The sequence below is a fragment of the Falsiphaeobacter marinintestinus genome (assembly GCF_007923355.1).
Lineage (GTDB): Bacteria > Pseudomonadota > Alphaproteobacteria > Rhodobacterales > Rhodobacteraceae > Phaeobacter_A > Phaeobacter_A marinintestinus.
This window is the reverse complement of sequence record NZ_VOGO01000009.1, coordinates 94890-115645: the sequence shown is the minus strand read 5'-3', so window position 1 is coordinate 115645 and position 20756 is coordinate 94890. Positions and strand designations below refer to the sequence as shown.

8 protein-coding genes and 1 tRNA gene are annotated in these 20756 nt (G+C 57.0%); 3 read left to right on the top strand and 6 right to left on the bottom strand.

All coding sequences use genetic code 11. The annotated features are described in order from the left end of the window. Positions 1 to 53: 53 nt before the first annotated feature. The 5 genes from FOY56_RS17965 to FOY56_RS17945 all read right to left on the bottom strand — a co-directional run bounded on the left by FOY56_RS17965 (position 54) and on the right by FOY56_RS17945 (position 18434). Positions 54 to 11975 carry a LysM peptidoglycan-binding domain-containing protein gene (locus FOY56_RS17965; RefSeq protein WP_146347297.1) on the bottom strand — a complete coding sequence of 3974 codons (11922 nt, stop codon included), beginning with the start codon at positions 11973 to 11975 and terminating at the stop codon, positions 54 to 56. 40 nt (positions 11976 to 12015) lie between these two features. Beyond that, the gene (locus FOY56_RS17960) at positions 12016 to 15630 is read right to left on the bottom strand and encodes a hypothetical protein (RefSeq protein WP_146347296.1); all 3615 of its coding nucleotides are present in this window, start codon (positions 15628 to 15630) and stop codon (positions 12016 to 12018) included. A gap of 111 nt (positions 15631 to 15741) precedes the next feature. Then, positions 15742 to 16473 carry a hypothetical protein gene (locus FOY56_RS17955; protein ID WP_146347294.1) on the bottom strand — a complete coding sequence of 244 codons (732 nt, stop codon included), beginning with the start codon at positions 16471 to 16473 and terminating at the stop codon, positions 15742 to 15744. Between the two features lie 225 nt (positions 16474 to 16698). Continuing rightward, positions 16699 to 17562, bottom strand: coding sequence for a hypothetical protein (locus tag FOY56_RS17950; protein WP_146347292.1), 864 nt, complete (start codon positions 17560 to 17562; stop codon positions 16699 to 16701). Positions 17563 to 18347: 785 nt separating this feature from the next. Next, positions 18348 to 18434 (bottom strand) — tRNA-Leu (locus FOY56_RS17945). 135 nt (positions 18435 to 18569) lie between these two features. On the opposite strand from FOY56_RS17945, the gene FOY56_RS17940 reads away from it, so the two are divergent. Next, on the top strand, positions 18570 to 18947 hold the full coding sequence (locus tag FOY56_RS17940) for a hypothetical protein (RefSeq protein WP_146347290.1): 378 nt from the start codon (positions 18570 to 18572) through the stop codon (positions 18945 to 18947). Position 18948: 1 nt separating this feature from the next. On the opposite strand, the gene FOY56_RS17935 is transcribed toward FOY56_RS17940, so the two are convergent. Then, positions 18949 to 19512 carry a tetratricopeptide repeat protein gene (locus FOY56_RS17935; protein WP_146347288.1) on the bottom strand — a complete coding sequence of 188 codons (564 nt, stop codon included), beginning with the start codon at positions 19510 to 19512 and terminating at the stop codon, positions 18949 to 18951. A gap of 129 nt (positions 19513 to 19641) precedes the next feature. Here FOY56_RS17935 and FOY56_RS17930 point away from each other — a divergent pair, with 129 nt between their 5' ends. Together FOY56_RS17930 and FOY56_RS17925 are read left to right on the top strand one after the other, a co-directional pair. Continuing rightward, the gene (locus FOY56_RS17930) at positions 19642 to 20379 is read left to right on the top strand and encodes a rhomboid family intramembrane serine protease (protein ID WP_146347419.1); all 738 of its coding nucleotides are present in this window, start codon (positions 19642 to 19644) and stop codon (positions 20377 to 20379) included. Then, positions 20376 to 20756: a GFA family protein gene (locus FOY56_RS17925; RefSeq protein ID WP_146347286.1), complete on the top strand. Its 381-nt coding sequence runs from the start codon at positions 20376 to 20378 to the stop codon at positions 20754 to 20756. The genes FOY56_RS17930 and FOY56_RS17925 overlap by 4 nt, the downstream gene beginning before the upstream one ends.

The window sequence follows — 20756 nt, the reverse complement described above, 5'->3', positions numbered from 1 at the left end:
GTGTCATCCGTCAGCCGCGCGCCGCTTTTATCAGAGCGCGACCGGAACCCGGGTCAGGTCGACCACAATGGCGGGTCAATATCCGCCACCTGCAGTTCCAGATCCAAAAGCCGCAGAAGCGGCATCGGATGCACCGAAAGGTTCGACATGATCGACAGGCGGAACACAAGCCGAGCGATCTCGGTCGATGGCTTGAAATCCCCGGCCCAGCCGATGATCGCCTGGCTGATCGTCTCGATCAATTCGTCGATACCCACCGGAGCCGTGCCTTTATCGCCAACCTTCACATCCGTCGGCGGTAACACCGCTACCGGGACCGGCACGAGCATCTGATTCAGCTGACTGGTCAAGCCGTACTCGTAACCAACATCCAACTGGATCGTCACGTCGCCTTCGTACCGGTTTTTGAACAAGGTCGTGAAAAGCGCAGTCAGATGCGCGTCCAGCGATCTTGTGTCTGGCGAACCCAGCAACCCGATATCAACGGGTTCCGATGAGGTGATCGTCGGATGCAGCGGGTTGCCGAAAGAGACCCGGGGCGTGGTGAAAACAAAGGGCTCGTTGATCGCCCCCCCGATATCTTCATTCCGCGTCAGATAGACCGAGGAAATTGCATCCTGACGCTCAAGTATCTGCATCTTGGGCAAGTCAACGGCGCGCGCACTGATGCTTTGCGCCTTGGCCCCCTGCAGGGGCTCGTCGTCGTCATTGGTGAAGTAATAGGCGTATATTCCTTCGTCATTTTTGGTCAGCTCAGCGATCTGGTTCGACGTGTAACCGTCAATCTTGAGTACCGGATCGGCAGCCATGCCGGTCGGCGGCCCCTCGGTCGATGTTATCGTTGCGACCCATGCGGTGATGCTGTCGCCACCGGCATGGAACGTCTGAGTTCCCTCTTCCACATAGAAAGAATAGCTTTCGCTACCGGTGGTTGACTGTTGGTCCTGCACCATACGCAGGCTGCTCGCTCCGGCCGCTTTCGCGATGGCCGCGGCCATGCTCAGGAACGCCCCAAGCGCCAGCGAAGCATTGTCGATTGCCGTCTGATCGGTGGTTTCGGCATTAACGGCCGGAACATATTTCGTCACCAGATTAATGATGGACGATTGCGACCGAATGAACTGTGCCAACTGGCCGAACGCGTCCACAAAACTGTCCAACGCCATGGTCACGTCTTCGCTGATGTTGTAGGTGACGGTGCCGTAAACGCGGTCCTGTTCGAAATGGAAATCCGTGCCATAGGTAAAGGCATAGGTCCAAAGCGTGATGTCGTTCAGATCGGTCGAACCGGGATCACTCTGGGTGCCGGTCTGCGTGCTCATCCGCGGTGTCATCGGGAAGCTGCGCAGCAACAGCGGGACATTGAATGACCCCAGGCTTTCCTGCAGCAATTCGGCATCTGACACGCGCACCGGCGACAGCCAGCTTGACGCCTTGTAACCGATGATTCCCGGCACCGAAGACACCTGATGTTCGATGGCTGTTCCGGTATAAGACAGATCAAGCGTGACTTGATCCACAACCTCTCCGTCGACCTTTAGTTTTTCGGGCGCCTCCAGCAGGAAGGTAATCGGCTGATCGGGACCCGTGGCCAGTGGCATCTTGGGCGACGTCAACGTGACCAGGCTTTGCACCTGGCTGGCGCCAAGGGGCGAAGTATCACCGCTGTTCTTCGTCCAGGTGAGGTTGCCATAAAGCTGCGGCGTGTCCTCGTCGTCCAACATCGGAATGTCGGCGGCCACAGTTGCACCGAAGGCAATGGCCGCGCGCGTGGTGTAAAGGTTGGACAACCGCACCAGCAGGTTCTGGCGGAAGGTTTCCTTGGCGCTTGCCAGATGTGTTGACGACTGACCCTGATAGATCGGTGCCAACAAGTCCGATGCAAGATGCGCCAGCGTTTCCTTCTGCTGGGCGAATGCGGTCAGATAGCTGTCGACATCCTCATATTTGACTTCGCCCTGGGCGTCATTCACCGGAATGCCCTTTGGCTTGTTGGTCGCCTTCTGGTCGATGACCAAAATTGACGAGGTGTATTCCGGCGACAGAAGCGAATCGTAGAATTCAAAGAACGCCCGCAGCCAGTCATCAGCCTCGACCCCCGAAAACAGCCTTTGTTCCGCCGGGGTGGTGAACTTGTTGGTCGCCGGGTCGTAATCTGTCAGCTGGGTGTAGGGATAGATGTCCGCCGGATTGCTCAGAAGCGTGTTCGACACCGGTTCGGGCGCAAAAAGCTCTGGCTTTTCAGGCGCATTGTCCCCGTCCGTATTGATCTTATAGGAAATCGCCTCTCCCGATCCCTGATCGCCCAGGCGCACCGCCCAGATCGCCGCCTGGGTGGACCCTGCAGCCGGCGCATAGCGGTTGGTGCCGGTGGCCACGGACAGAGTGTATTTGCCGGAAACCGACAGCGTGTCGGCGATATCGTTAGCAAAATCATCCAGCACGTTCTTTTTCGTTTTGGGATCTTGTAGGATGGTTTCCGGATTGGTCTTGGCAGCGATCTCGGTCGAGGATTTGCGCACCGAATCCACGGCCACAAACTCGCCTGCGGCGACGCCATGGGTCCGGGTGATAACCAGCGACAGTTTCAAAAGGTAAGTCTGGCTGTCGGTCACATCCGCTTTTGCCGCCTGCACCGACAGGGTAAAGCCCAGGGTGGTCGGGACCGGCCAATCGAGATCGCGATTGGTGCGGTGCTGAAGGAAGGTCTGAAGCGTGGTCAACCAACTGGTCAACGACGGATCCTGAGTGTGCTCGGGCGTCCAGATCTGGGCACTGGGGATGACTTTCGGCTTCGCCAGAAGGGTTGTGTCGATGCTCATCTCGATCCCGTTGGGGTCGTTCAACTGGTTCAGAACCGCCGTGATCGCCTGCAGCGACGCCTTCGCACGAGACTGCCAGCCGTCCTCGTCCTGTGGATTGTCCTGCGACGGGCTGAACGGTGTGGGATCGAAGGAAATCGTAATCTGCGCAAGGAAATCGCTGCCTGCGGGCGAAGTGTCCAAAACCGTCCAGCTTGACCCCATCGAGGGCCACTGCGCGATGTTCAAAAGCGCATCTGTGTAGCCGGTCAGGCTTGGCTCGCCATTCATTTTGCCCACCGTGGTGGTGCTTTCTTCGAGGTCGCTAACGATCTTGTTGCCGTAAAGGTCATTCCAACCATAGTTCAACTGCAACACCCGTCCGTTGGCGACGTAGGGGTTGCCGGGCAAAGCCGGACTATTGGCAAACTGAACGTAAGGAACCGAGGTCGAGTATGATAGTGGATCGCCTTCTTCGTTTTCCTTGACGAACAGAATCTTGCTGGGGGCGGTGTGTTCGACGGACTCCGCGCCGGTGTCGCCCTTGGTCTCCGGCCCCATGGGCAATCCCAGATTCGAACCGCCGAAATCGGCATTGGGCAGAACTTGGAACGCCAGAAGTGTACAGTCGTTCAAAAGGAAGTTCTTCGCATAGTCTGAATCAAAGGGGTCATCGGGTACTTCCGGCAATCCGTCACGACTGATATCCACCGGCTGAACCCCTGCGGCCTGGGTGCCATGCTGGTCGAGCGGTCCGCACATCATGCTGAGTGTCTGATCCGCCTCAACCAGCGGTGTGACCGTCGCGTTGGCGCCTGCAAGAATCGTCGCCGAAGTGCCATAGAACGCGGCATAGGATTGCAGGGTGGTTCCGCCCGGCGATGTGCCGACAACTCGGTCGACCGATGGTAGCCGGATCGCGGCGCCAGGTGCCAGTGGGGTGCTCCAATCCGTGATCCCCGGATTTACGTCCTCGATATCCTTGGCGTCCATCGCAAAATAGGTCGCGATGTCGTTCAGGACTCCGCCAGGTGAGGACCCATCCAGCGGCACACGATAAAGCGGGTTTGACAGGGTCAACGCCGCGTCGGGCGCCAGCGCAATATCCGTTGTCGTTTCACGCAGAATCGATACGACGTTGCTGTAATACCTGCTGGCAATACCACGCAGCGTGTCGCCCTCAACAACCTTGTGCGTAACCAGCTCAGACACCGCAGTGGCCGCAACCGCCGAATTCGACATATCCACCGCGTCACCGGTCGCAATCGCGTTCATGTAGGGCTGCAACCGTGGTTGTTTCTGGTACATGATCACCAGCGTGACCTGTGCCTCGCCCTTGTCGTTAAACGCGGAATCCGGCAGTCCGCCGTTGGCGTCGGCGTCAAAGTAATACAGGAAAAATCCGCCCGATCGGGTAATTGCCGCCTCCCAAAGCAGGCGCACGAAATCGGTCGGCGAGTTCAGCAGATTGGTCTTATCCGAGTCGTCCTCTTTCGATACCGCCATGGCACCAAAGCCGCCGGTGGGCGGACGGGTCACGGTAGACAAATTGACCTGCGAGATACCAAAAGACACCTTGCTGCCGACCTGCGCGTTCAGCACCAGACCGCCGCCTCCGGTTTCGGTTTCATAGCCAACAGCAAACGAGGCAAAATCGGCATCGTTGCGCGCGTATTGCACGATGCGCTCCAAAATCACCGTGTCATCGGCATCTGCGCCGGTAATTTCATAGGTGGTTTTGTACGTCTCTGATGCGTTGGGGTCTTCAGGCAGCTTCTTGATCGTGAAATTGATGGTCGAACCCCAACCGAACTTCGTCATGTTCTGATGCGTCGGACGACCGGTTGCCTCGTCCGTCTGAAGGATCTGTGGAGCGAAATTCGGGCTTGTCTGTGTCAGCAGGCCGGACTGATCCAGCCCACCGCGCGCCGACAGGGCAACCATGGATGCCGGCAGCGGGAAAACCCGTGGCTGATCGCCTGCGGCCGCCCCGCCCGTGGGGAAGCTGACCGGAGAGGCGCATTGCCAGGTTATGGCCTGAGACAGCGGGAACTGCGCGGGGCGATCGACCAAGACCGGCGCTGCTACGATTTTGCTGGGTCCTGCGGGCAGGATGGTGTTCTGGCCATAGGTGAACAACGCTTTGAGCCGCTGCCAGTCAGGGCTGGCGGGCTGTTCATCGACTGGCGGACCCACGGTGAAGGGTTCGGTTGCGCTTGCGTCGAAAGCCATCCACGCGGAAGCACCAGGTGTCATGGTGATGGTGTAATCTTCGGTCGGCAGCGCGGTCACCGGCAGTTGCTGTCCGGTCAGCGCGAATAGACCTGCATCGCCAGGAAGCCCGTATGGGCTTTCGCTTCCGGTCACCCACATACCTTTTTCCTTGGGTGTGATCTTTGGGGTGGGAATGCGCAGCCCGTGGAAATAGTAGCGCGATGCCATTCCCGACAAGTGATTGATCGCCTTGGACCGTTGCGCTTCGGCAATCAAAGAGCCGACCTGGTACTGCGCAAGATAGACAACATCGACATTTTCGTCGCTGGCTGGATCGAACAGATTGACCACGTCGCCATTGGCGGTGCCAATGGGGTTGGTGTGGCCGGTATCGGGGTTTACACCGCTCAGATCCTGCACAGTGATGCCGTGGTCGGCGGCCACCTTGAACAGGGTTTCATCGGTCACAGTGGTGTAGGTATAGGGCGGCAACGTCAGAACCGACCCGGACTTCAGCGAGTTTTCAAGGGTCAGAATATCCGAGTTCTGCAGCAGCTCCGCCAACGTGACACCAGCGTTGTTGTTGATGCGTCCGGCAAGCGTGATCAGCGATTCCGCCCCCGAAACCACATAACCAACACTGGCATAGGTAACGGTGATACCGGGGGTCAGAATACCCGACGTGCCAGCATTGTTCGTGGCCAGGTCCGTTGCATCGAATGCCTCGCCCCAAGCTGCTTTTCCCGCCACCGAAGCAAAGGTGTCACCACCCTGCACGGTGTACGGCACATAAGGCAGCTTGATCGGTTTGCCACTGCTCAGCACATGCTTTTCATTCGCCTTGAACAGATCATACAGGGTGACAGGCTTGCCAATTTCGGTGAGCTTGCCGGTGGTGTTGATCGTGTTGACGATATGGTTGCTGTCCTGGGTGGCGTCCAGCGGGTATTTGAAATCGCGCAGGCCATCACGCATCGCCTGAACCATCTGCCGCATGATCAGCACGAAGTAATCACTGAAGATGAAGGAGCCAACGGAGAGCGGCTCGTTTTCATAAATCAAGACCGCGTCTTCGATACCGTCGTCGTTGCCGGCTTCCTGCTCCACCTGTACGGCAAGCTGGTTGAAGTACTCCCGCATCCAGGTGACAAAGTCGCTGGCGACCTCGTTGTAGGCACCATAAGTGTATGCAAGCGCGGGATATTCTCCCAATGCCGAGGCAGACACATGCATGTCCGGCGCAACGGGGAAATACGCGCCGACAATGGCGCCTTCGGTTGTCGGCTTGCTGACTGTCATCTTGAACTGACCGGTCAGGAACGTGTTGACCTGATCCGCGTCCAAGGGCATCGGCACGTCTTCGGCAGCGCTCAGATAATCGATAAGGCCCGTCAGCGTATCTTCGTTCACCACCAGGGTGTCGACGGTTTCAGGGCTGATCGGGTCTGGCTGAACTGCAGCGATGGCCCAACGGGCCACCATCTTGGCCAATAGATCGAATGAGGTGTCGGGTACCATCCCTGCGGCACGGTCTTGCGGGGCATTGTCGTCCTGCTGGGAAATGCCGGGGGCATCGATGAACAGGTTTGCGACATAGCAGGGAAATTGTTTGGCCAGATCCGGCGGGGCCGTGGCAACCGCGTCATCGCCAGCAACGGTCAGGCCGTAACCCAGATAGCCGGTCAGCGGCACTTTGGTGTCCGATGCGCTCAGATAATCCCACTTCGGTGTTGGGATTAAATCGCGGGCGCGGAATGCCATCATCTCGGCCATTGCCATCGGGCGCAGGTTCAGCCGGTCATGCGGATGCGCCAGCAACCGCCCGCAATCCTTGTTGCCTGTTACTTTCCAGGGGGCGTCGTTGGGGTTTTGCAGGGACCCGAGGGTGAAGGTTTCGGTCACATGCAGCTTGAAGCTGAAATGCAGGGTGATCTTGAAAAAGCCAAGATTGATTTTCAGGCTGGCCGTTGCCGTCACCTGAACCGACACGGTGATCGGGATCGGTTCATAAGAGGCCAGAGTGATCTGAGCGAACGCCTTGATCTCGACATCGATTGAGGCCTTGATCACGACAAAGTCGACCGAGCCATAAAGCTTGCCGATGATGCCGAACGTCCCCTGCAGCCAGAAGAAATACTGGCCTTGCAGATCGCTGCTGCCACCCGGTCCGACCTCTGATGCGCAGTAGGGATTCCACTTCGACAGAACCCCCTCGATGATACCAAAGACTGTCAGGCTGAACCCAGCCTTCAGAATGCCGGCGTCGAAGGATTTTCCAAGACCCAGCTGAGCCCCGAATCCGAAAACGATATTGGGGTTGAAAAAGCCGTTGTCGGCATTGGGCAATTGTTTCACGGCCACCGGAGGCAGCTTGCCGAAATAAAATCCACCCGAGCCCAGAACAGGAATGCCCGGCGGGATAATCGCCTCGACCGAAAACGAGCGCGAGAAATCCTGTTCCCACGGAAAGCCGATATCGAACTTGAAATCGCCGTTGGTCCAGATATCGACCCCAAAGGTCGGTAATGTCAGGGTATATGCGCCCACCGTGAACCGGCGCATGATCGTGGGCAGAGTGATTATTGCCGAAAACAGGCCCAGATCGCCCTGCTTCTGGTACATGACCTGAAAATCCAGACCGGCAAAGATCTTGGCGGCGCCGCCTTCGAGCGCGATGCGCAGAGCATAAAGAGTCGGGTCGGTAAAGACGATCTGGAGCGTGAAGGTGTATGTTGCACCGCCATCCTCGTCGGTCATAAGCGCGCGGGATGTATCGCCGCCGTCGCCCTTGCCGTCACCCTTTTCGTCGGTGACCTTCAGCACGCCAAAATCAGTCGCAAAAAGCCAGTTGTTTCCCGCGTCGAACCCGATCGCGGGAACTGTGGGCGACTTCGGATCTGGAACCGGTAAATCGCGAAGAACCTCTATGGCCTCCTGGACCGACTTCAGATCTTGCAGCCCCTCAACCCGCACATGTTGCCCCGCCGCCAGCAGGCGCAGATCAAGGTACTTGTTGCCACCGCCATCGGGCGCGGGCGTCTCCGAGGGCTCTGCCGCGTTCCACTTGAGAGGTTTGCTGACATCGCCCACCTGCCAGAAAAAGCTGCCCTCCAGTTCGACATGAACACCCTTCTTTTCGTCATCCTTGTCTTCGGGCTGATAGACGACAGAAATCTTTTCTATCTTCGCAAAAATCAGGTCGATCGGACCCAGATTGATATTGAACTTGACCGTGTTGTCTTCGAAATTCCATTCCAGCGAAAAATCGGACAGTTTTATCGAGTCGAGCGCGTTCCACGGCGCACCAAGGCCAAACTTGGTTCCCGTCAGCCATGAGATGAAGGTTTCGATCATCGCGCCAAGCGATGTATCTTCGGTGAACTCCAGCTTCGCGGTATTGGTCGAGTTGTTGATGGTCGCCTGCAGCGGCCCCCAAAAGAAACCATAAGTGCTTTTGCTGGGGTCTTCCTCGTAATTGTAGAAAACCGTCAGGTCGATGTTGTTCCAGATTATCTCTGCAGTCACATGGCCATAGCTGACGATCTCGGTGCCATCGCCATCGAACAGCGCCAAGGGCGCTGCCATGGGCACAATGTTACCGCGATGATCAAGCACCGGAACCTCGGCCTTGCCGGCCATCTGCGCCATGGCGGCTGCATGATCCGACTTGGGTCGCCGACCGAACTCTCCTGTGATGATCGTCTGGAAATCGTCGCCCAACGGCGTGTCCCAGACTGTGATCGTGCCGCCCACCATGTATTGCCGGGCAATTTTATCATCGTCCCCTTTGGGCGGGCTTTCGATGGAAAAGGCCAGATCCGAAATGTCGAGGTTCGGCAACCCGTCGATCCACCAGCCCTCACCCAAATACGTCTGGATGATCTGCTTGACATGGATGTCATTGTCACCTTGCACACCAGCAAAGGACCATGCGCCAGAGGTGACATTGTACATCGCTGTCAGATTCATTGTGACGGCGATATAAGGATGGTCGGAAAACAGAACCGTCGTGGCTTTCAGCGTGCCGGTCACTTCGGTCTTGCCGTCGCTATCGTCGTCTCCGGCCGCTACAATTGCGGTGGGGTCGCCACCGCCGTCACCCTTTTCTTTCTTTGTGTGCCGGACGCCTTCGACGTTGACCGAAATCTGGGTCAGGCTGAACTGAACGCCCAAAAGCTCCAGATTCCAGTCGATCAGGTCAATACCCGCACTGACTGAGAAGGTCGTTTCGGCGTCCTTGCCGCCCGGCGTGACATTCATACTGAAATTGGCAAGATTGGCGCTCAGGTTGATGGTATAATCGTCCGGCAAGAAGAACGTGACCAGATCGCCGACGGGGATCGGCGGCCCATCCTCGTCCAGGCTCGCGCTGACGGTCAGGTTGGGATACGTCACCGATACGTTGATCGACCCGGGATCATCGTTGTCTTCGCTCTTGATCTGCACCTGGCTCTTGGCGGTCCAGACGATCTTACGGTCTGCCGTCTCGGTACCCGCCGGATTGGTCATCGAAAGATTGAACTTCAGATTCTTCAGCACCAGCTTGCCGAACAGCGGCCAAGGCGAATTATTCGCCAGCTGCAACTCAAACGTCTCGACCTGCTTTTCCTTGTAAGCATAGCCGAATTTCAGCTTGTCCAGCTGGATCTTCTTGGCGCTTGAAAACGGGGCTGGCAGAGCGCTGAACGTATTGACGAAATTCATCCCGCCCAGCAGTTGGAACAGGTCAGACAGCTGGGGCGGGTTTTCATTCAGATCGGCGTCGATCACGATCTTGCCGTCGCCGGATGTGGGAAAATCCATCTCGAACGAAATCGGCTTGTCGCCCACCTGGATCACGGTCGATACCTTGCCGGTCAGGCGGTCATCGTTTCCCGGTATCGTCGCATCAATGCTCAACTTGGTCAGTTCAAACCAATCGACGCCGGAAAACGCGACCGTGCCCAAACAAAGCGTGACGGCCGTGTCGATATCCGTACCGTTCTTATTCATCGAAAAGACAAGCGTGACCGTCAGCGTGGTTCTCAGGAAGTTGTTGGTCTGGCCAACAACCTTCATGCCGTCCGGCCCGGGCGGGGTGATGGTGACGCTGGACGTTTTGTTCCCGATGGTAAAGTCGTTGCCCTTGGTGATGAACAAGATGAACTTGCCAATAATGCTGTCCGCCGGAAACACAGCCGGGACCAGTCGCAGGATGCCATCGATAGTTGCAGCTTCGATCTTGGCATACAGCTGGTCCAGCGGGTTTTCCCCGTCCGCGACGGCGGCCATGCACATGGCCTGGATTTCGTCGCGAGGGTCCGGTGATTTCAGCTGGTAGGTGTTGACCAGAAAGCCGAGCCCCTGCATCAGTTTGTCGTTGGCATCCGCAGCATAAAAGCTTTGCAGCGCGGCAAAATAATCCGAATAGGGATTTGAGCCGTCATTGCCGTACATCTGGTCGCTCAGGAATTCAGCCAGCGTCAAGGGCGGCATCTGCTTTTGGAAGCCGTTCTTGAATTCATAGGTGCCAAGTTGGACAAGATTCAGCGACGCGCCAAAAAGCTCTGTCGTGACAACCGTCGTTGTGGCTGCATTCAGGTAATTGTCATTATCCGCATCTGGCAGAGATGGGTTGCCCAAATCCGACGGATAGGGGTTCATGCCTGGGCTTGAGAGTTTGAAGAATGGCTTACCCAGATTAAGCGCCAGATTGGCCGTAGACAGGCCCTGATAGACGGCTGGCAGGGATGCGAGACTGGTCAGATAAGACGCTCCGTCCGGTGCCAGATGGGGAAGGCCAATGACAACCACATCCTTCGCGGTGAGTTCGCCCAGAAGCGCGTCCAGCGTCGCAGGCTTGTAGTCTGTCTTGGTGACATCGACGAAATGGATGTTGCCGGTCACGTTTTTGGGATTAGCAAACAGTTGCTGCGAGGCAGACCAGCGCTTGGCAAAATAGGCGATCTTGGCTGCGTCCTGCATCAGAGAGATGTCTTGGTTCTCCAGGTTCTCACCAACGGACGGAAAGTATCCCTTCAGCTGATCCCACGCGGCGGCGGTCAGCCCGTCCATCAGGCAAACGACAATCGGAGCCTTGGACACCGGGTTGTTTCTTTGCGCAAGAGCGGCAGCAGCGATCATTTCGAACGCAATTCCGATGGCGGTGCCGACGACCGGGTTTTCCTCCATCGGATCGTCGAACAGACCCTGCACCGGCATAAGTGATGCCTTGTTCCCGCTGGCGGCATCGGCCAGAATTTCAGCTGAATCAACGACTTTCGGGTCGGTGCTCGGCACGCTTTTCAGGGTCGTCCAATCAGGCTCTGCCGGGGCGGGCTGCACATAGGCACGATACGCAAAAGTATCGTTCTGAAGGCTGGGTTGCGCCGCAAGATCGACCGCGCTCGTCGCATCCTTCTGCCAGATCAGGCTAACGAGTTTCAATTCCGGGCTGTCGACCCCCAGCATATACGGCTGCAGTTGGACGTAAAAATCCGCCTTCAATTCGTCGGCCAGGTTCTTCCCAGCCAGATCGTCAGGCAGCAAACCGCCATTCAGACACAGCGGTACATCTGACAGGCCTTCTCCACCTGCCTTGTACTCCTGAAAAGTGATCGTGACGGGACCAAGCTTATAGGGTTCGGTGGGGTCCATCCCTGGCAGAAGAACGGCAAGCTGACCAAGGACTGCGGGGGAGTAGACAAGCTCGACGTCGTTTGGAAACCCAAGCGACACCAATCTCTTGATCATGCCCACGACGTTCTGTTGGGCCAGTTCCACCGCACCGCTATAGGCGAAGTAACGCAAATTGTGACCGTCAGTCAGCGCCTTAAGGCGCGTGATGGTCTGCTGTGTCAGATCGGTGTTTGTGTTCTGTGCCGAGGTGGAAAACGAGTCGAGCAACGTCGAAAGATCAGGTTCCTCGCCCTGTTTCGCTTGGAAATCAGCCGCGGTGAAGAAAGGGAACTGGTCATTCATGGCGTATATCTCCCATCCGGCAAGCGGATTGTTGGGCGTCCTAGGACTTCTTCTTGTTGTATGCGGCATACCAGGCAAGGCCGGTGTTCTTTGACGCATCGGCACCATCGGCATCGCCGAACAGGTAAAAGGCCGTGCTGCCGTTTGGCGGTATTTTCAGCATCCCCAGGAACTTGATCGCGATCTCGTTCATGACCAGCATGAACTGTTTGCCCGGGTCGCCGTCCTTCGTCGCAGCAATGGCGGCACCGTGCAGCGGTCGCAGGGTGGTCGGGTGCAGAACCTCCGCGCCCGGTTTGTCGGAATAAAGCAACTGGATCGTTCCATAGGACAGCGACAAAACGTTCTGCAGGCTGATCAGCGGCGCCCCGTTCGACGTGCCTGGCATGTGCAGCCCGGTGACAGACCGGTATCGCCTTATACTGTCGGGCGACCAGGCCAGCAGCAGATAGGCATTCAGCCCCACCTTGCCGCCCAGATCCCCCACTGTCCCCAGGTTGAGCTTGAATTTAAGTCCATTCCATGTGTCAGACACACCGTTTTGGCGAACGTTTGTCACGATATCCAGATAGCCAAGGCTTTTTGGGGTGACGGTGCTGCTGTCAGACGAAATCAGCGCCTGAAGATCCAGTGACAGGGCATCGAACAGGCTGCCGGGGCGTATGGTGCTGGCCGGGATGTTGAAGCTGATCGCGCTTGAATCGAACAGGATCTTACGCGTTTTTGCCGGGTTCTGGGTCGCAAACGTCATATTGAGCCCAAGATTGCCGTAGTTCAATCCTATGCGGTTCTGACTTTCCTGGCCGGCGACACGACCAAAAGAATAAAGGTCTATGGGCGGGCCGTCGACGTCGCCCGCGCTTTCCAGGACATGGAAATCCATGAAACCGGTCAACCCGAACCGCACGACCGTATCGCCTTGCATCTCGGTGCTGACGGTATTCATTTCTGCCGAGACGACCTCCACCTCACTCAGCACATTGTTTCCAAACTTGAAACGGTAGTCCTGAACGGTCTTCATGCCATAGGTGGGCTTGTTGTTGTTGTCCTGGAACGTGCCCGCCATGACGATGGAATTGTACTGGTTCCCACCTTCGGCCATGCCGGTCACGGGGCTTCCGAAAATCGTATTCAGGGCCAGTTGGGTATAGGACGAGAAACTCTTGACCGAGGTGTTTTCAAAAAGAACCTTCAGCGTAAGCGTAATAAAATCGTAATCCGCCCCGTATTGCGGCACCACCGGACTGCCGGGTTCGAACGTGTCATATTGGTCGTCGACATAATAGATCAGGCCATAGACCGAGCTTTGGTCGCCGATCGAAATGCCGGACCCGTCCGGATCGCTTTTGATCTGGCTGATTTCGACGGCCAGGTGGTGGGCATAGAATTTTTCCGGGTCGCGTACGCCCGCCGTGATGCCCGCCAGATCTGCGGGCGGTGCTGCGATCTTGGCCCGCAGAATGATGATCCCGGTCCAGTCATGCGATCTGGCAATCGTGTTGAACGCGGAAAAGAACTCTGGATCCTGGTTCAGCGCGTCCTCGAAATATTCCTGCAACCATTTCGAAAGATTGACCATCTGGTTGGGATCGGGTGCCGCATCGCTGTCCTGAAACGTTGGCGATGCAAATTTATCGGCCTGGGTCCACTTGTCCGGATTGGCGACCAGGTTTTCCTTTGGATCGCCATCGGGGTCGAAAAGAGGCCCGGGCACTCCCTTGACGATCATGATATTTGTGTAATCGCCGTAGGCCAGCGACTGTCCGACATCGGCCTGAATCGACCAGCCGCCGATATTCATGATGTTGTCAAATACGCCATCCGTGCGCACGAAGTTTTCGGCATTCGCGGCAACCATGAAAAGCTGGTTGGTATTGAACGCCTGTTGCAGCAACGCGCTGGGCTTCGCGAATTGAAGCTTTGTCTCCACCGGCTGTTTGATCTGACCCAGCAGGATATTCGACCACGCGGCAGGGCCGTCCGTCGTATCGACTGACGCGATCAAGCCCGCGGGTGTGGCAAAATTCGACTTGTTCGTTTCGTCACTCGAAAGCGAAAGCCGTTGCAGGTGGTCGCTGTCGCCCGACACCTCGGCACGCACCGACAGAACCGAAAACTCTGACCGATCGCCGATTTTCGCGCGCCTGGTCGGCCCGATGATGCGCTCCTCGAAACGGCGGCTTTGGTCCTGACTGAAGCTGTTTGCCCCGGCATCAAGCTGAAATCCGGAATAGGGCACCATCGGAAACGCATCCGTGCCACCCTGTGGCAGCGTCGCACCTGGGTCCACATGCCCCAGCATGCTGTGGTGCTTTTCCCAGACATAGGGATCATAGCCATAAAGTGCTGCCCCGTTGGGCTGAGCGGCATAGGTATTTGTCTTAGTGCCCGGCGCCAGAAAGACCGCCCAGGACGTCAGGTAAGTGTCGGTCAGCAGCGCCGCGCTATTCGACGGGGGACCCGTCGGAGACGATACCGGTGGCGGAAAAATCGGCGCAAAGGCGGGGTGTTGCGTCAAAAACCGGACCCGCGAGCCGCTGTCGAGATCGGTTCCAGGTGTAATCGTCACAAATTCCGCCCCCGCCAACCCGCACAGCATATCCGCGGTCTTGCCGGTCGGGCCGGGGTCCACATCGATCAGGAAATCGCCAAACGGGCTGGCATGAAAATCCCACTTGCCGGCCTGCATGGTCTTGCCCAATGCAAAGGCAAACCCGGCGGGCTGTACATCATCGCCAGTGGTCCCTTCGGGCACCGGCCACAAGGTCGCTTGCTGGCCCATCACGGTTCGGAATTGAGAGAGGACGCTCGTTTTCTGGTTGTCGATGTTCTTGCCGGTAAAAACCAGTCCAGAGCGATTGGTGCCCGGCGTCACGTTGAGAGTTTCCAGCGTGTTGAGCGGATTGGCGGGATCAATGGCCGCGACAAATCCGATCATATCATTGGCGCCTTCGGTGACTGACCCGAATGGCAACCATTCCGATTGCTTGGTATTCGGATCGTCTTGCTCTGCGAACAGAAACTGAAATCCCCAGTTCCAATCCGACTGCAATGACAGGCGTTGAATAAACGGTTTGAACACCACGCAGCCACGGCTGGGACCGTAAAAAGGCAAGGTTCCAAACACCGGCGGCTGCATCTCCGGAGCAGAACTTCCGGTGAACGAGACCGGCTGTCCGATCAGGTTCAGGGTAGTGCCGTCCAGTTCGATCTGCGTACCCGCAAGCACGCTTAATTGCATCGATGGCAGCACATTGGCATCGTTCATGCCTGCGCTAACCGTTGACCCATCGTCCGAAAGACCCAGAAACGGCACCGTGCTGCTGCCGGTAAAAGAGGCGGGAAGCGGTATCCAATAGACACCCCGACGGCCGGGATTATTGCCGGCCTGCACCCAGATCGCATCGACAAAATCTTGCTGCAGCTTTTCGGGACTCTCAGAACTGTCAAAACCAAGCGCTGTCGGCGCAAAAACAAACTGCCCCAGAAGACTGTCGTCGTTCAGAGCCTGGGACAGACTGATGTCGTCAGAGGGTGGCGCGATGTCCTTGTTCCCAAGAACGAAAGCCACGGCGCCGCCATTCGGAGGCGCGGTACTGGCAAGATACAGCGACTTGACCAAGGTGCCTTTGTTGCTGAAGAACGCTTCGGCCATCAGAGCCATCCCCCCAAGGAAATCGCGCGTCGGGCCGTTACGCCCTAGCTGGTCCAAGGGGCAATTACCCCTTGGAGTTTTGTTTTGGATAGCGCGGCCAAATGGCCAGACTTAAATCACGAAGCTATGTGTGGCAGCCATCGCGGTCCGGGTCAGCTTTGACGGATCCGCCGAATAGCCGGTGGCAAACAGCGCAATTGTATAAAGCGTTCCGCGTGTCGGCAGAATGTTGTTGAACGCAATTGTTGTGCCGTTCGCCGACGCGCTGCTGCTGGGCGCAACCCATTTTGGTGGCATTGCCGGTCCATAAAAGGCGCTTCCGCCCTCCCATATGGCAGCATAGGTGCCTGATCCCACAGGATTGTACCCCGTCGGCAAATTAATCGCTGCAATCAGCGAGGTCGCCCCGATTGATGTGACCGCGATGCTCGGATTGGTGACATAAGAGCCCGCTTTGGCCTCTTCGACATTGCCCGCCGCAGGAATTGTCGCTGTCGCCACAACATTTGCATAATTTGACCACCCGGCAGAGGGAGTCGTTGGCCCAACCGAATACCCTACCAGATATTCGCTGACACCAATTGAAAGCCCGTCGAAAGCGACCGACCCGCTTGGAGTATTTGTTGGAATCGCCTGTTGTTTCAGGGCATCCATCTGCCACTGCCCACCCGGAGTGGACTGCCAAAGAAACACCATGTTCCCATTGTCATTCGGATTGTTTCCGCCCGGCGTATGAAAGTCCAGATTGATGGCGTTTGCCGAAATGTCCATGATCTGAAAAACGACAGACTGGTCTGGCGGTGCTGACAAAAGCATTTCTCTTGCTTTTTCGGTTGAAGTCATTTCGCATTCTCCCCTTATTATTTTGATTTTGAGTCAATATTCGGCCGCAAGGCAGCCCACTTTTGAAACCCACTAAAACTAGTAAAAAGAATACCCTTCATTCGCGTGGCAATCAAAACCGATTCCCGTGTAAGGCGAGTATGCGGGAAGCCTGAAAAAAATCAATAAGAAAACCCGAAAACGCATTTCAGGGGGTAAAGACAACTTGTTCTGATGCGCGTAAGTTCAACCGCTGAATACGGAAAACGCCGCCAGCCGCTTCAGATCCAGCGAAGCCGGATCATCTGAATACCCGGTCGGATAAAGCCCGATGGTATATTTTTGTCCCCGCTCAAAGTTCAGCCCGTTCAACCCGGACACGCCCTGGCTGCTCTCGATCTGGATTTTGGCGTGCCATTTCGGAGGCACGGCATAAGACACCGCAGACCCCTCCCAGACACCGGCCCATGCACCTGAACGTGCTGCGAAAAAGCCGGTCAGAAACTCAAACTGGTAGGACAGTGAATTGGTCCCGACAAACAGTGGTTTGACCAAGCAACGTGCGGTCTCCTGAAGTGTCAGAGATTTGGACGTCCCGGCAATATAGGCCGACGCGACAACATTGCCGAATTCGGTCCAGTAGGTACCGGTATTGTCTGCGGTCTTGGGGGTGTCAGGCCCCACGGCATACCCCAGGATATAGGCGTCCGTACCCAGCGCGATATTCGTTAGGTTCTGATCACCGCGCGGCTGGTTAAGTAAAATGCCATCCTGTGCAACCGACGGGCTGGTCCACGGGATCTGATTGGCGCTGACGGGCCACAGATAGACCCCGTTCTGGAACTCCGAGGGCTGGTTGCCCGCCGGGGTCCGATAGCCAAAATTGATTAGCGTGCCGGTAACCAAATTGTGCTGCACGCTGACCGCGCCCGCCGTGTGCAGGTCAGGAGATCGCAGCGCCTGGCCTGCGGCGATCGCATTGTCGTCGGCAAACTCGCGACCAAATGTGCTCTGGGGCGCAAGCAAGGCAAGCCCGGCCACCGACGCCGTCTGGCATAGAACCAGGCGTCGGGTCGGACAGATCAGGCTGTTTTCAGGCGGTGCTCCCAATTCGCGCGCTCCCGAAATCCAACTTCCCCCTCTAAGCTATGATCAGCGCTGCACAAATGACAAATCTCCAAACGTCCATGATTTCTCCAAGGGTCTTGCATTCCCGCATCACCGATGACTGACCCGAATTTCTTGGGGGCGGATTTCTTGAGTCGGAGTGATCCAAAGACAGGCACTCACACCGACGATGGCGCGCCCGTTCTTTTTTTCGCTCACTGTGGTCAAGGATTTCTTCGGGCAAGAAGTTGCATCGCAAGGCTTTTGTCGCGTTGCCCGTCGTTCGGTTTCTCGTATTTGGCATTGACACGCGGTCGATCAAAATGGCGTCGTTCTGGACTTCTCCCGCCCAGGAAAGCCAACAGAATGAACCATGTCACGCACTGGTTCATGAGCCTTGACGACGCTAGGTCAAAGATGCCTCTCGGTGATTGCTGGCAATGACCTGCCGGTGACAGAGGAGTGACGGAGAGACTACAACGAATTCGCCCACACAGCGCCATCGGTAACAACCCACCGATCACGCTGATGAATGGCTCAGAGGCGCGGAAAACCTCCTGAGCCCATCCCCCGGAAAATCTCCAGCCGGGTGGTCCGAACAAGGGTAAAAGGTCAAATCCTCCGTTTCCTAACTATAGGGACGGACCACTTCAGTGGGGAGGATCAACGCTACGAGACTCAGGATCTATGCATCACGTATGATACGGCCAAGTTTTTGGGAATATGGTGGAAACAAAAAAACAGATACATCACTAAAGCTTTGATTTTGTGACCTGTTTATTTACATTTGGTGCGGGCGGTGGGACTCGAACCCACACGGGCACAAGGCCCAACAGATTTTAAGTCTGGTATGTCTACCATTCCATCACGCCCGCACAGGACCTCGAAGTTCGATCCGACTGTAGGTTTATAACTGTGACGCCATAAGAACAACGTCGTTTCCAAACCTGCCACACAGAAAGTTGCACGGCCCTCGGGGCCCTGAAACGCGCGCGTGCCCAGTGGTGCCGATGTTGGGACCGGATACAGTCAACCTGAGTGGCGGTGAAAACAACGACCACGTGCACGGCGGCAGCGACAATGGTTGGCTTTTGGACGCTGGCGGCAGCAAGCATCTGATCGGGGGATACGGTGACGACACATTGATCGGTGGGGCTGGGATCGGTGGGGCTGGAGACAACGCTCGGAATGGCGGCTTCTACAACCTGGACTTCGAAGCCGGAGAAGCAATCGAGTTCAAACACTCGAGAGTTTCAGGCGATGTCTGTCTGGGCTTTCTCGATATCCAGCAAACCGATGACGACGTCACGATCGACACCGGGCGCCAGACGATTCCGGTTTTGGATACGACACTTTCAGACGTGACCGACGCGCTGGTCATCGCCTAAGTCAGATGTCTTTCCCAACAGGGGCCAGTGGGCCACCCGGCCCGGCCAGGCCGCGCTCGGGCAGCCAGGGGTTCAACTCCAATGCGCGCGCCATCGCAAGACGGGCTTCATCGGTGCGCTGCAGCGCCAGCAGGGACAAGGCTTTGCCGCTGATGGCCGCGACATGGTTGGGCGACAAGGCAATGGCGCGGTCCAGATCGACCAGCGCGGTTGCAAAATCCTGCCTCAGATAATTCACGAACGCGCGCTGATTATAGCCTTCGGCATAATCCGGGCAGTAGTCGATCAGCCGGTCAAAATCAGTCAGCGCCCCGGCAAAATCATATCCCGACCGCCGCGACATGCCACGATCCAGAATCGCTTGCGCGACTTCGTCCGGGGCATCTGCCCAAAGCTCCCACATCTGGTTCGAGATTTCGCGGGCAGTCGCCTCATCGCGGGTGTCCTGAACCTGCGAGATCAAACCGCTCAGGCGATCAGAATGATCCGGAGCGTCCGGGCAGACCTCGGCAGAGGCACCTCCGGTGAGCGCTGAGAAAAGGACAGTGAATACAATATATCGCATGGCCTATTATGCTGGTGCACCGCGCTTTGCGGTCAAATCACGATTTCGCGCGTGACACAGCACCGTAATCCCACAGTGGCCCTCAAACACCGCATTGACGCCGGATCGGTTTCGGACCAGCCTGCCGTCATGTTTCCTATTCGCGACCACAACCCGTCAGGGCGCACGCCCTATGTCGTCTACAGCCTGATGGCCGCCAACATATTGGTCTATCTCGGGTATTTCATGCTGGACAATGCGGCTGTGAACCAGCTGTTTTATGACTGGGCGATCTTTCCAGTGCGCATTACGAACGGCCAGGGGTTCGAGACCCTTGTGTCGTCAATGTTTCTGCATGCCGGGTTTATGCATCTGGGCGGCAACATGCTGTTCCTCTGGATCTTCGGCGACAATCTGGAAGATGAGATGGGGCATATCCCGTTCCTGCTGTTCTACCTGCTGACGGGTATTGCCGCGGGTCTGATCCATGTGGCGTCGGCCCCCTATTCACAGGTCCCCACGGTGGGTGCCTCGGGCGCAATTGCCGGGGTGATGGGCGGATACCTGTTGCTGTTCCCCAAGGCAAAGGTCGATATCCTGTTGATCCTGATCATCTTTTTCCGCGTCTTTGCGATTCCGGCATGGGTCATGCTGGGCGTCTGGCTGGGCCTGCAGTTCATCGGCGGAATCGGCGCGAACCCCGAAACCGGCGGCGTTGCCTATTGGGCCCATTCGGGCGGCTTCTTTGCCGGGCTGATCCTGGCGGTGCCATTGTGGTTGCGACGCGGCGGTCCTGCGTTCTGGAGCCGCACCCATGGCCATCCGCCACATCCTGACGCCGAATATGATTACACCTCAAGCCGCATTCCAAAGGTCCGCCGCCGATGACCAACACGCCGGACATCCGCCGGGCCAGTTGCCACTGCGGCACCGTGGTGATCGAGGCTTATCTGCCCGATGGCATGGCAAGTGCGTCGCGCTGTGATTGTTCCATCTGTCGGCGGCGCGGCCCCGGGGCCGTGACGGCCGTTGCCGCGCAGGTCAAAGTGCTTCAGGGGCAGGACAATCTGGGTCTTTACACATGGAACACCCACGTGGCGAAACACTATTTCTGCAAGACCTGTGGGATCTACACGCATCACCAACGCCGATCAAACCCCGCAGAATGCGGCATCAACATTGGCTGTATCGAAGGGATTGATCCGCGCGACTACGCGGACCTGCCATGGGTGGATGGCATCCATCACCCATGTGATCAGAGTTAA

Coding starts and splice junctions, on each gene's coding strand:
- FOY56_RS17965 (WP_146347297.1), bottom strand. CDS start 11,975: ATGAATGACCAGTTCCCTTTCTTCACCGCGGCTGATTTCCAAGCGAAA.
- FOY56_RS17960 (WP_146347296.1), bottom strand. CDS start 15,630: ATGGCCGAAGCGTTCTTCAGCAACAAAGGCACCTTGGTCAAGTCGCTG.
- FOY56_RS17955 (WP_146347294.1), bottom strand. CDS start 16,473: ATGACTTCAACCGAAAAAGCAAGAGAAATGCTTTTGTCAGCACCGCCA.
- FOY56_RS17940 (WP_146347290.1), top strand. CDS start 18,570: ATGTTGGGACCGGATACAGTCAACCTGAGTGGCGGTGAAAACAACGAC.
- FOY56_RS17935 (WP_146347288.1), bottom strand. CDS start 19,512: ATGCGATATATTGTATTCACTGTCCTTTTCTCAGCGCTCACCGGAGGT.
- FOY56_RS17930 (WP_146347419.1), top strand. CDS start 19,642: ATGTTTCCTATTCGCGACCACAACCCGTCAGGGCGCACGCCCTATGTC.
- FOY56_RS17925 (WP_146347286.1), top strand. CDS start 20,376: ATGACCAACACGCCGGACATCCGCCGGGCCAGTTGCCACTGCGGCACC.